Source organism: Pseudomonas sp. CGJS7 (genome assembly GCF_036961695.1).
In genome coordinates this window covers 17,183-30,218 of the sequence record NZ_JBAMDI010000039.1, presented here as the reverse complement: position 1 = coordinate 30,218, position 13,036 = coordinate 17,183, and the positions used below count along the sequence as shown (strand labels likewise).

At 64.3% G+C, this 13,036-nt stretch carries 8 protein-coding genes; 4 read left to right on the top strand and 4 right to left on the bottom strand.

The features are described 5' to 3' along the window. Window positions 1-240 precede the first annotated feature (240 nt). Complete coding sequence (locus V7787_RS22705; protein ID WP_064491287.1) at window positions 241-1,731, top strand: YifB family Mg chelatase-like AAA ATPase; 1,491 nt, start codon at window positions 241-243, stop codon at window positions 1,729-1,731. A gap of 67 nt (window positions 1,732-1,798) precedes the next feature. On the opposite strand, the gene V7787_RS22700 is transcribed toward V7787_RS22705, so the two are convergent. Beyond that, window positions 1,799-2,167, bottom strand: coding sequence for a response regulator transcription factor (locus V7787_RS22700; protein WP_177410005.1), 369 nt, complete (start codon window positions 2,165-2,167; stop codon window positions 1,799-1,801). Further along, window positions 2,164-3,156 carry a response regulator gene (locus V7787_RS22695; RefSeq protein ID WP_104886913.1) on the bottom strand — a complete coding sequence of 331 codons (993 nt, stop codon included), beginning with the start codon at window positions 3,154-3,156 and terminating at the stop codon, window positions 2,164-2,166. The genes V7787_RS22700 and V7787_RS22695 overlap by 4 nt, the downstream gene beginning before the upstream one ends. A 239-nt stretch (window positions 3,157-3,395) precedes the next feature. Between V7787_RS22695 and V7787_RS22690 the strand changes: the two genes are divergently transcribed. Beyond that, window positions 3,396-8,444 (top strand): trifunctional serine/threonine-protein kinase/ATP-binding protein/sensor histidine kinase, encoded by a 5,049-nt coding sequence (locus V7787_RS22690; protein WP_336089682.1) that lies wholly within the window; start codon window positions 3,396-3,398, stop codon window positions 8,442-8,444. A 93-nt stretch (window positions 8,445-8,537) separates the two neighbouring features. Here V7787_RS22690 and ycaC read toward each other — a convergent pair whose 3' ends face one another. Next, window positions 8,538-9,164 (bottom strand): isochorismate family cysteine hydrolase YcaC, encoded by a 627-nt coding sequence (ycaC, locus tag V7787_RS22685; RefSeq protein WP_003253573.1) that lies wholly within the window; start codon window positions 9,162-9,164, stop codon window positions 8,538-8,540. 71 nt (window positions 9,165-9,235) lie between these two features. Beyond that, on the bottom strand, window positions 9,236-9,598 hold the full coding sequence (locus V7787_RS22680; protein WP_020192890.1) for a helix-turn-helix domain-containing protein: 363 nt from the start codon (window positions 9,596-9,598) through the stop codon (window positions 9,236-9,238). Between the two features lie 180 nt (window positions 9,599-9,778). On the opposite strand from V7787_RS22680, the gene V7787_RS22675 reads away from it, so the two are divergent. Together V7787_RS22675 and V7787_RS22670 are read left to right on the top strand one after the other, a co-directional pair. After that, on the top strand, window positions 9,779-10,765 hold the full coding sequence (locus V7787_RS22675; protein WP_014592824.1) for a GlxA family transcriptional regulator: 987 nt from the start codon (window positions 9,779-9,781) through the stop codon (window positions 10,763-10,765). Between the two features lie 198 nt (window positions 10,766-10,963). Next, complete coding sequence (locus tag V7787_RS22670; RefSeq protein ID WP_020192889.1) at window positions 10,964-12,751, top strand: monovalent cation:proton antiporter-2 (CPA2) family protein; 1,788 nt, start codon at window positions 10,964-10,966, stop codon at window positions 12,749-12,751. The last annotated feature ends 285 nt before the right edge of the window (window positions 12,752-13,036 follow it).

The window sequence follows — 13,036 nt, the reverse complement described above, 5'->3', positions numbered from 1 at the left end:
TCCATTTGAAAGAAGACGCAGTGCCATCCCATGGCAACTGCGGTTGCCCAACAACACTAAGTCATACCTGACGCCTGCGCAAAGCCTATTGGATCCATTTTTGCCGAACCGCATGAAAACGCAGGGAAAACCCCTGCCCTGAAAAACCACGACGCACACTTGTTGCGCCTGCCGTGGCAGCACTGGCTATTCTTTGCCCAGCCGCAGGAAGCGGCATTTTCCAGCAACAACGGAGTGTTCATGTCCCTAGCCCTCGTCCACAGCCGCGCCCAGGTAGGCGTGCAGGCACCGGCGGTCAGCGTCGAAACCCACCTGGCCAACGGCCTGCCTCATCTCACCCTGGTCGGCCTGCCGGAAACCACGGTCAAGGAAAGCAAGGACCGGGTGCGCAGCGCCATCGTCAACTCCGGGCTGAAGTACCCACAGCGGCGCATTACCCAGAACCTCGCCCCCGCCGACCTGCCCAAGGATGGCGGCCGATATGACCTGGCCATCGCCCTGGGCATCCTCGCCGCCGACGGCCAGGTGCCGATTGCCACCCTGACCGATATGGAATGCCTGGGCGAACTGGCGCTGTCGGGGAAATTGCGCCCAGTGCAGGGCGTGCTGCCTGCGGCACTCGCGGCACGCGAAGCAGGCCGGGCGCTGGTAGTACCACGGGAAAATGCCGAGGAAGCCAGCCTGGCCGGCGGGTTGGTGGTGTATGCGGTGGGCCACCTGCTGGAGTTGGTCGCCCACCTGAACGGCCAGGTGCCGCTGCCGCCCTACGCTGCCAACGGCCTGATCCTGCAGCAACGCCCCTACCCGGATTTGAGCGAAGTGCAGGGCCAACTGGCAGCCAAGCGTGCCTTGCTGCTGGCTGCGGCCGGTGCGCACAACCTGCTGTTCACCGGGCCGCCCGGCACCGGCAAGACCTTGCTCGCCAGCCGCCTTCCCGGGCTGCTGCCACCGCTGGACGAGCACGAAGCGCTGGAAGTGGCGGCAATCCAGTCGGTCAGCGGGAAAGCGCCGCTGAACAGCTGGCCACAGCGACCCTTTCGCCACCCCCATCACTCTGCGTCCGGCCCGGCGCTGGTCGGTGGCGGTAGCCGACCGCAACCAGGTGAGATCACGCTAGCCCATCACGGCGTGTTGTTTCTCGACGAACTTCCGGAGTTTGAGCGGCGCGTACTGGAAGTGCTTCGCGAGCCACTGGAGTCAGGTGAAATCGTGATTGCCCGTGCCCGCGACAAAGTGCGCTTCCCCGCGCGCTTCCAGCTGGTGGCAGCGATGAACCCCTGCCCTTGCGGCTACCTGGGCGACCCCACTGGCCGCTGCCGCTGCAGCACCGAGCAGATCGCGCGCTATCGCAACAAGCTGTCCGGGCCACTGCTGGACCGCATCGACCTGCACCTGACCGTGGCTCGCGAGAGCACTACGTTGAACAACCAGCCTTGTGGTGAAACCAGTGCCGATGTCGCCGTCAGGGTGGCTGAAGCGCGGGAGCTGCAGCACAGGCGACAAGGCTGTGCGAATGCATTTCTCGACCTTGAAGGTTTAAGGCACCACTGTGGGTTGGTAGCGGCGGATCAGGTCTGGCTGGAAGGGGCCTGCGAGCGGCTGACCTTGTCGCTACGGGCGGCGCACCGGTTGTTGAAGGTGGCGCGGACACTGGCGGACCTGGAGGGATGCGAGACGATTGGCCGGGCGCACCTGGCCGAGGCCCTGCAGTACCGACCGGGGAGCAGTTAGATTGCCAGGGTTGTGATGCCCCCTGCAGGAGCGGGTTCACCCGCGAAGAGGCCGGCACAGCCATACCTCACTGACCGCCAGCCAAAGCCTCTTCAACCACCTTCAGCAGCACCTCTTCAGAAAACGGCTTGCCCAGGCAGGCCAGTGCCCCAAGGCCCATCGCTGCCCGTACCGAGCCATCGTCCCAATGTGCCGACATGCAGATCACCGGCAAGCGCCACCCCCGCTGTGCCAGCTCACGCTGTACCTCCAGCCCGCTCATCCCCGGCATTTTCAGGTCCAGCAACACACAGCCCGCCTCGCCCGCCAGTGGCGAAGCCAGGAATGCGTGCCCGGCGGAAAACGACAAGGTCTCGAACCCCGCCGAGCGCAGCAGGTTGGCCAGGCTTTTGCGCACCGAGGCATCGTCGTCGACGATGCACACCTCTCTGCTCATGCGCCGCCCAGGCTCGCAGACCGCGCTCCGAGGAGGTTGTGCATGGCCGCAAGCTCCAGCAGCGAGCGGGACTGCATCTTGTTCATGATGTTCTTCTTGTGCACCTTGGTCGTCACCTCGCTGGTGCCGATCTGCCTGGCGATCTGCTTGTGCGACAAGCCGCCTACCACCAGCGAGAAGACCTGGCGCTCACGCTGAGTCAGGCGCTGGTACTTTTCCTCGACCTGCCGCGCCTGCAGCCACTTGCGGCCTTCGGCCACGGCCCGGGCGCGCACTGTCTGCAACAGGGTCAGCAACTGGTCTTCATCGAACGGCTTGGTCAGAAACTCCACCGCCCCGGCGCGCATGGCCTGGACGGTCATCGGGATGGTGCCGAAACCAGTCATGAACACGATCGGCCAGGGCAGCGCCAGCCGGCACAGCGCATCCTGTACCTCCAGGCCACTTGTGCCAGGCAAGTGCATGTCCAGCAGCAGGCAGGCACAGGGGGTTTCCAGGCGAGCCTCGAACAGCGCCTCGGCACTGGCAAACAAGTGGTGCGGGATGTCCTGCGAGCGCAACAGCCGGCCCAACGCGGTGCGCACCGACGAGTCGTCATCCACCACCAACACCGGCACATTCACGCGCTCATCGAGCGGCTCGACAGTCTCGGCCAGGCTGCGCAGCAACGACCTGCCCAATGCCTCACCAGGCTCCTCGAGGCTGATCTGCGCGGCCAGGCGATAGCCCCGGCGCGGCACGGTCTGGATCAGGCCACGGTCGCCAAAGGCCTTGCGCAGCAAGGACACCTGAACCTGCAAGTTATTGTCCTCGACCACCGTGCCGGACCACACCTGGCTGAACAACTCGTCCTTGCCGACCACGCGGCCCTTGGCCCTGATCAGCGTGGCCAGCACGTCGAAAGCACGCCCACCCAACAGGATCGGCTTGCCATCGACAAAGACTTCGCGCCGCTCCAGCGACACCTGGGCATTGCCTATTCGGATCATGGCTTCCTCGCGCGGGCACGGGCGTTTTCGCTGCCCTGGGCAGCCTAGGCCAGCGTTGGCGTTCAGACAATTATCCCGAGGGATAGGTTGGCCCAAGGACTATACAAAAGCCCGCCTGCCCCAAGGGGACGATAACGGACAACAGCGTGCCCGTTCCTGCCAAGCAGGCTGTAACCCGCATCCATGCTGGGCCCGCTGCGTATACTCGCGCCTCAGGATGTCGCTAGCGGGGGTGCTTTATGCTCGATGAACGCCTTGCCCACAGGCCCATCGATTACGACCAGTCAATCGACGAGGGCTGGCTGAAGCGGTGCGAGATCAGCGCGCTGGGCCAGGAAGGTGAACTCAGCTATTTCCGCCTGCGCGACCCAGCCACAAATCAGGCCTGGATCGCCGTGCGCGCGCCGCTCGAGGCTCCTTCCGCCTGTCAGCGCCTGGAACGTGACTACCGCCTGCAACTGGACCCGCAGTGGGCGGTGATCCCCTCGGCGTTCGTGCGCTCGGCCGAAGGCCCGTTGCTGGTGTACCCGGCCGGGCGCTCAGTCGCCGACCTGATCGCTGAAGGCCCTGCTGCACTGGAGCCGTTTCTCGACATCGCGGTGAACGCTGCCCATGCGTTGGCGCAAGCGCACGAACGCAATGTGCTGCACGGTACATTGCAGCCTGAACATGTATACCTGCGCGCCCACCAGCGGGTGCGCCTGGGCTTCTTTCGTGCCGACCCAGCAGAGCGGATCAGCGAACAGGGCACCCCGCTCGGCAACTGGGCCTACCTGGCGCCGGAGCAGGTTTGCCCGCACGGTAGCAGCAGCGACCGACGCAGTGACATCTATGCCCTGGGGGCAATCCTCTACCAGTTACTGGTAGGCGAACTGCCGCTGGCCGGGCGCGACACCCTGCACTGGCGACAGCTGCATGCTGGTGTGCAGCCGCGGGCGGCCAGCGAAGCGGACAGCAAGGTGCCGCACCCCCTCAGCCTGGTCCTGGCAAAGGCCTTGGCCAAAGAGCCGGACGCCCGCTACCAGAGCGCGCGCGCCCTTGCAGTGGACTTGGCTCACTGCCAGCGGCAGTGGGCCGCCCACAAAACCATGGCGCCCTTCACCCCAGGCTGCGCCGACCCGGTAGCGCCCGGCCACGCGCGCCTGTTTGGCCGCGGCGCCGAGCAAAAGGCTATCACCCTGCTGCTCAAGGCCTTGCATCGCGATAGCAAACCACAAGCCCTGGTCATCAACGGCGCTGCTGGCATGGGCAAGTCGAGCCTGGTCGAAGCCGCTCTCAAGGCCAACGCCGAAGGTTACTGGGCCGTCGGCAAATGCAACAGCCACACCCAAGCAGTGCCCTACACGCCCTGGATCGAAATACTCGGTGCCCTGACTACCCAGTTGCTGGCCAAGAACAGTCAGGACCTCGTCACCCTGCGCCGCGAGATCCAGCGCCGCATCAAAAGTCATGGTCGTCTGCTCGGCAAGCTGGCCCCGGACCTGCAACTGATTCTCGGCCCCCTGCCCCAATTACCCGCCAAGCCCACGCGCCTTGCGTTGCAGAAGGAACTGCACGCGATCTCTGAATTCCTGCAGGTTTTCAGCCGGCCTGGCCAACCGCTGGTGCTGTTCTTCGACGACCTGCAATGGGCCGACGACGCCACCCGGCAACTATTGGCCCAACTGCTGGCTGAAGCGCCGGCCAACCTGCTGCTGATTTTCGCTCGGTGCAACGATACGCCCACCACCAGCGCACCGCTGGCCATACCCGCAGCGGTGCGCAGCACCACGCTGAACCTGCGGCCGCTGGCCGTTGGGGCGGTGGCCGAGCTGATTGGCGAGCGCTTCCATGTTGCCCCCGAGGCCGCATTTCAACTGGCCAAACGGGTGCATGGCAAGACGGCGGGCAATCCGTTTTTCATCAACCAGATCCTCAGGGCCATGGTCGAAGACCAGCTGTTCATCTTCGACACCCAGGCCATGCGCTGGTCTTGGTGCCTGCAGGCCGTGGCCCGGCACTGCTACTCCGACAATGTCGCCGACCTGATGGTCCACCGTCTGGAGCGCCTGCCGGCACCGCAACGCGACCTGTTGCGGGTCGTCAGCGCGGCGGGCAGCCACTGCGATGAACACCTGCTTCGGCAAGTGCTCGCCCAACCGCCAGGCGAACCCTTGAAAGCCTTGATTGGGGCTGGCTTCCTGCAACCGGGCCAGAACGGCTTGGGCTTCACTCATGATCGGGTGATGGAGGCCGCCTATGCACTCACGCCCGTGCACCAGCGCGCCTCGCTGCATGCACGTATCGCCCTGGCCATGCGCCAGGCTTGGCCAGGGCGAACGCACGAGGTGTTGTTCGAGCTCGCCAGCCAGCTACAACGCGCCACCCCATGCGGGTTTGCAGCGGATGACTGCGAAGCGTTCCTGCAGCTTTTACGCGAAGCCGCATCATGCGCACGCGACGCCGGCACCTTCGAGCAGGCCGCTGGTTACCTGCACACCGCCGAGCAGTTGCTGCAGCACAGCGCCACGCTGGAAAGCCGCGCCACGCATGGCTTTGCCATCGCCTGCATGGCGACGGAGTGCGACATGCAACTGTCACGCACGATCGCGGCCGAGGCCCGCCTCACTGAATGCCGCCAGCGTGCCCGCTCGGTGTTGGACCAGGCGCGGGCGTGCCGGCTGCAGGCACTGCTGTACACCTTGCGCGGTGACTATCAAGCGGCTATCGACAGCGCCCTGGCCGGCCTGGACTTGCTGGGCATCAGCCCGGTGCGGGGCCTCGACTGGCAACAGGTCGAGGCCAGTCATGCCCATGTGCAGGCGTTGATCGAACAGAAGGACCGGCATTGCCTGGAGTCACTGCCGCGCACCGATTCGGAGGATGTGACGGTTGCCATCAGCCTGCTGGCCACTCTGTCATCATCATTCTTCGTGAAGGACGACATCTGCTTCCTGCACCTGGCCAAGCTCATGGAGATGTCGCTACTGCACGGCGTTGCCCCTGGCAGCACCTACGGCATGGCCTGGTACGGCGTGATGATTGCCGAGCGTTTTGGCGCTTACCATGATGGCCATGCCTGTTGCCTGGCCGCGCTCAAGCTGATCGAACGGCACGGTTTCGACGCTGATCTGACCAGCGCGTTGCTGGCCCTGGACCAGGTCAGCGCCTGGACCTCGCCCATGGAATTCGCCCGACGTACCGCGCTGGACGCGGTTGACTCGGCGCGCCTGAGCGGTGACCTGGCGATGAGCTGCTATGCCTGCAACCACCTGGTTTCAGATTCGCTGTTCATGGGCCGCTACCTGCCGGACGTGGTCGAGGAAGTGGCGCAAGGCCTGGCCACTGTGCGTCGTCACGGCTACGGCGATATCGAGCAGATCCTGCTGGCCCAGCAAGCGTTCGTCGCCAACCTGAGCGGCACGCCCTGCCCCGCCCCGGCCACCGCCTCGAGGTCGCCCACCACGCGGTTCTTCCAACACCTGTTCGCCGCCATGTGCGCCTTCTACATGGGCAATATCCCGAAGGCCATGCGCGACCTGGCATTGGCCGGCGACAACACCTGGGCCGCACCGGCGCACATCAACCTGGCCGACTATCACCTGTTCCGCGGCCTGGCCCTGGGCAGCCCCGAGGCGCACGGCAGCCTTGCCGACAAGCTGCGCGAGCTGCAGGCCCTGCGCGAGCGCTTCAGTCGCTGGGCCGGCTTCAACCCGGCCACCTTCCGCAGCAAGCAGTTGCTGATCGAGGGCGTCATCGCCAAGCTCGAAGGCGACGGCCTGGCCGCGATCCGCTGCTTCGACCAGGCGCAAATCGCCGCCACCGCTGCCGGCTTCATCCACGAGCAGGCGCTGGCCCATGAACAGCTGGCCGAGGTGTGCATCCCCAGCGGTCTGATCTCGGGCGCCAACCTGCACCTGCGCATTGCCCGCGACTGCTTCCACATCTGGGGCGCGACCGGCAAGGTGCACCAGCTGGAGACGTTGCATCCGTTTCTGCGCACCCAGCCGATTCAGGAGACCTATCGCGCCACCCACCAGGCCAGGCTGGACCTCGAAGCCGGCATCGAAGCCGCGCGGGCGCTGTCCGAGGAAGTGCTGCTCGAAGGCCTGATCGAAACCCTGATGGGCCACCTGACCCAGCACTCCGGTGCCGACCATGGCGCGCTGCTGATTGTAAGCGGCGCCGAATTCCAGATGGCCGCCCTGGCCTACATCGACGATGCCGGGCTGCACGTGAGCATGGACAACTGCCAGAAGTTCATGACCCAGGCACCGCTGTCAGTCATCAACACCACCATGCGCACCCGCAAACCGCTGGTGCTCAACGATGCCCTCAGTGAGTGCCCGGAGGCCTTCCGCCAACAGCTGCAGGCGCGCAACGCCCGCTCGGTGCTGTGCCTGCCGCTGGTGATCCAGGGCGTGCTGATCGGCCTGGTGTACCTGGAAAACCGCCTCGTGCCGAACCTGTTCGGCAGTCAGCGCCTGGCCATGCTGGAAATCCTCGCCTCGCAGGCAGCGGTGTCGCTACAAACGGCCAAGTTCTACACGCGCCTGGCCGAGGAAAACCAGATCCGCACCCAGATGGAGGCTGAGTTGCGCCGCTCGCGTGCGGAACTGGCGCGCAGTGCGCACTTGCAGGCGATGAATGAGCTGTCAGCGTCCATCGCCCACGAGATCAGCCAGCCGCTCCTGGGCATCGCCTCCAATGCCGCGGCCAGCCTGCGCTGGCTGAAACGCGCCAAACCCGACCTGGAAGAAGCGATTGCCGGCCTGGAAGACATCCGCAACGACAGCGAACGGGCCGGCAACATCGTGCGGGCGCTGCGGTCCCTGGCCAAGCAGTCACCGATGCAACTCAGGGCGGTGAAGCTGGACGAATTGATCCGCGAGGTGGTGCGCCTGACCTCGGCCGACGCCGCCAAGGGCAAGGTGAATGTGCAGACACGGTTGAAGGCCGGGGTGTGCGTGACAGCCGACCCTGTGCAGTTGCAGCAGCTGGTGTTCAACCTGATTACCAATGCCCTGGAAGCGTTGGCGGGGTATCGCTGTGACGGGGTGCTGAAGATTACGTCGGCGGTAGTCGAGGACGAGGTGGAGATCTGCGTGGACGACAACGGGCCGGGGATCGCGGCGGACGAGCGTGAGCGCGTATTCGATGCGTTTCATACCACCAAGACCGGTGGCATGGGGATGGGCTTGGCGATCTGCAGTTCGGTCGCCCAGGCCCACGGCGGGCAGCTGCAGGCGCTGGTGTCGCAGTTGGGTGGATGCCGGATTCGTGTCAGTCTGCCTTTGAATCACGCATAGCCTGTGCCGGCCTCTTCGCGGGTAAACCCGCTCCTACGGTCGGCGCGGCTGTAGGAGCGGGTTTACCCGCGAAGAGGCCAGTACAGGTTTACATCAACGCGAGGCCAGCGCTGCGTAGCTGTTCATCAGGTTGCGGTAGTTGGGGATACGCTGCGACAGCAGGTTACCCAGCCCTTCGATGTCGTTGCGCCAGTCGCGGTGCAGTTCGCAGGCCACCGAGAACCAGTTCATCATCTGCGCACCCGCCTGGGTCATGCGTACCCAAGCCGCTTGCTGCACGGTTTCGTTGAAGGTGCCCGAGGCATCGGTCACCACGAACACTTCAAAACCTTCCGCCAGCGCCGACAGGGTCGGGAAGGCCACGCACACATCGGTCACCACACCGGCGATGATCAGTTGCTTGCGGCCCGTGGCCTTGATTGCCTTGACGAAGTCTTCGTTGTCCCAGGCGTTGATCTGGCCGGGACGGGCAATGTACGGCGCATCCGGGAACATCTCTTTCAGCTCGGGCACCAGCGGGCCATTCGGGCCTTGCTCGAAGCTGGTGGTGAGGATGGTCGGCAGGCCAAAGAACTTGGCCAGGTCGCCCAAGGCCAGCACGTTGTTCTTGAATTCGTTGGGCGAAAAATCCTGCACCAGCGAGATCAGACCGGTCTGGTGGTCGACCAGCAGCACCACGGCGTCGTCTTTGTTCAGGCGCTTGTAATCGGGTTGGCTCATGGGGTGACTCCTTGGGTTGGGATAACGGGCCGGCACTGTCCGCAGGGGTTATACCGGTGGATAGCATTGGCTTAAGAAAGTGTCTGCGCCTGCCGCCAGGCCTTGGGTGGCTGGCCGACCAGGCGGCTGAAAGCACGGGTGAAATGGGCCTGGTCACAAAAGCCGCATTCCAGGCTCACGTGGGTGATAGGCGCCTCGGTGGCAAGCAAGCGCTTGGCCTTTTCCATGCGCGCCAGCAGGCGCCAGGCCTGCGGCGAAAGGCCGGTGTTGACTTTGAACGCGCGGGAAAAATGGCTGCGGGTAAGGTTGCATACCGCGGCGATCTCGATGATCGACAACGGGCTATGCAACATCAGCTCCTTGGCCCGGCGCAGCCGCGCGGGCGTGAGTGCGCCGGGGGTTTGCAGCGGCGCTTCGGGCGTCCCAGGGTACATGGCGACTCTCCTGTTCAATAAGGAAAGTCTCGCCCCCGGCACATGACGAAGTCCTGAGCCAAACCTGAATTGTTGTTAATTGTGCGCTGCTGGCCCTGGGCGTTTTGCCGATACCTTAAGATGCGTTTCGTATTCAGCTTCTGGCCGCTAACCGCGGCCGGCATTCAAGGCGAAAGAGGTATGCAGGAAAAACCCGCCCACCGCACCGTGGCCATGGTGCTGTTCAATGATGTGCTACTGCTGGATGTCACCGGCCCCATGGATGCATTCGCCATCGCCAACCGGTTCTTGCCTGCAGCACGGCAATATCGGCTGCTGACCTTGGCCGAGGGGCAAGCAGTGGTACGCGGCTCATGCGGCCTGAAGGTAGTGGCCGACCGGCGCCTGGAAGACTTGCCGGAGGCCGTCGACCTGTTGCTGGTGCCGGGCGGCCCTGGGGCCTATGACATCGCCCTGCCAGGGATCGAGCGCTGGCTGCCCAAGGCCGTGCGCCAGGCGAAGCGCTTCGGTGCCATCTGCACCGGGGTGTTCCTGCTGGGGCGGGCCGGGTTACTCAATGGCTATCGCTGCACCACCCACTGGAATTACGTGGAGCGCCTGGCACAGGCGTTTCCCGAAGCCAAGGTGGAGACCGAGCAGATTTACGTGATGGACCGCTGCCTGATCACCTCGGGCGGTATCACTGCAGGGATCGACCTGGCACTGGCGGTGGTCGCCGAGGACCATGGCAAGGCGCTGGCCCTGGAAGTAGCCAAGGTACTGCTGGTAGCCCGCCACCGTCAGGGTGGGCAGACACCCTACGGGCCGTTGCTGGCTGCGGTACCACGCGATGACTCGCCGATTGCCCGGGTGCAGGCCTATATCGTCGACCACATCGAGCAGGCGTTCACCGTGCAGAAAATGGCCGAACTGGTGGCCATGAGCGGGCGTAACTTTGCCCGGACGTTTCTGCGCGAGGTGGGCATTACGCCGCTGCAGTACCTGCAGAATGCGCGCATCGATCGTGCGCGCAAGCTGCTCGAATGCGGTGACCTGCCGATGAAGGTGGTTGCGGCGCAGTGCGGGTTTGGCAGTGACCGACACATGCGCAAGGTATTCTTTGAGCGAATTGGCATGACGCCGGCGCAGTATCGGGCACAGTTTGGTGGCGGTGAACAGTCGGATTAGCGCTGCCTTCTTCGCGGGCGCGCCCGCTCCCACAGAGATAGCACAGGCCTTGAGCCCAGGTAAGCGCCGGCACTGATTGTCACTCTGAAAAGGACAATGTTTCTTCCCGTCAGATGATTGTCTGACGCCACCCTACCCCTCAGAATTGTCCGTCAAACTGTTCGAACGCTGCCCCGGCAGCTCATGGAGTACGAGCCAATGCCACACGAAGGCAGCCTTCTGCAAACCGCGGTGATCTTCCTGCTTGCCGCCGTCCTCGCCGTCCCCCTGGCCAAGCGCCTGCAACTGGGTGCCGTGCTCGGCTACCTGCTCGCCGGTGTGGTCATCGGCCCGCAAGCACTTGGCCTGATCCGCGACACAGAAAGCGTGGCGCACATTTCCGAACTGGGCGTGGTCTTGCTGCTGTTCATCATCGGCCTGGAACTGTCGCCCAAACGCTTGTGGCTGATGCGTAAGTCGGTGTTTGGTGTCGGCACTGCCCAAGTGGTGCTGACCGGCGCAGTCATCGGCGCCATCGCCCTGTTCGGCTTCAGCCAGACGCTACCAGCAGCCATCGTGCTCGGTCTGGGCCTGGCGCTTTCGTCCACCGCCCTTGGCCTGCAGAGCCTGGCCGAGAGCAAGCAGCTCAATGCACCGCACGGCCGTCTGGCGTTCGCCATCCTGTTGTTCCAGGACATCGCCGCGATCCCGCTGATCGCCTTGGTACCGCTGCTGGCCGCCAGTGGCCCGGACACCAGCCAAGGCGACAGCCTGCAACACGGCCTGAAGGTATTCGCCAGCATCGCCGTGGTGATCATCGGCGGTCGCTACCTGTTGCGCCCAGTGTTCCGCACCGTGGCTCGCACCGGCCTGCCGGAAGTGTCTACTGCCACCGCACTGCTGGTGGTGATCGGCACCGCCTGGCTGATGGAAGAAGCGGGTATCTCCATGGCCCTTGGCGCTTTCCTCGCCGGCCTGCTGCTGGCCGACTCGGAATACCGTCACGAGCTGGAATCGCAGATCGAACCCTTCAAGGGCCTGCTGCTGGGGCTGTTCTTCATCAGCGTGGGCATGGGCGCCAACCTGCACCTGTTACTGGAAATGCCGCTGGTGGTGCTGGGCCTGACCCTGTTGCTGGTGGCCGTTAAGCTGCTGTTGCTGATAGGCGTCGGCCGCCTGGTCGGTGGCCTGAACAGCGCCAGCGCCCTGCGCCTGGGCATGGTATTGGCGGCCGGTGGCGAGTTCGCCTTCGTGGTGTTCAAGCTGGGCAAGGACCAAGGCCTGTTCGATACCCAGACCTACGACCTGCTGCTGATGACCATTACCCTGTCGATGGCCATCACCCCGCTGCTGATGCTGGGTTGCGCCCGCGTCCTCAAGCGCCCGCAGCCGGCGCGTGAAGTGCCCGAGCAGTACAAGCAGATCCAGACTGATACGCCGCGGGTGGTGATCGTCGGCATGGGCCGCATGGGCCAGATCGTCGCGCGCATCCTGCGGGCGCAGAAGATCCCGTTCATTGCCCTGGAAACCTCGGTGGACACCATCGAGATGACCCGCATGTTCGAACAGGTACCGGTGTTCTACGGCGACCCGCTGCGCCCGGAGGTGTTGCACGCCGCCAAGGTGGGTGAAGCGGAGTATTTCATCATCACCATTGATGACCCTGAAGCCGCCATTCATACCGCCGCACGGGTGAAGCGCCTGTACCCACACCTGAAGGTGCTGGCCCGGGCGCGCAACCGCCAGCATGTGCACAAACTGGCGGATGTGGGCGCCGAGCCGATTCGCGAGACGTTCTACTCCAGCCTGGAAATGACCCGCCGGGCACTGGTGGGGTTGGGCCTGAGCGATGAACAGGCGGCGGACCGCATTGCACGGTTTACCCAGCATGACGAAGAGGTGCTGGAGGCCCAGGGGCAAGTGCGTGATGACCGGGCCAAGGTGATGCAGACGGCCAAGGAGGCGCGGGTGGAGCTGGAGCGGTTGTTTGATTCGGATGCGGACTGAGGCCTTTTGGCGCATGCCTCGAGGGTTGTAGTGCCTGTGAGATCGAGCGCCGCCCGCGCGGCGCTCGATCTCACGGGCGCCCAAAAACTATCGCCAGGCACCTGGAAGCCATCATGCAATTTCCTGACGATCACCTCGCCGCCATTACGCGAACTCACAAAAACCATCACAAATCGTCTAATTCTCAGCTGGGTCCTACTTCCCCGCGAACCATTTCCTACGTTCACGCCAATCCCAAGGAATTATCCTACACACCGTGTCGACGCCCGTCTGATTGTCCGGGGA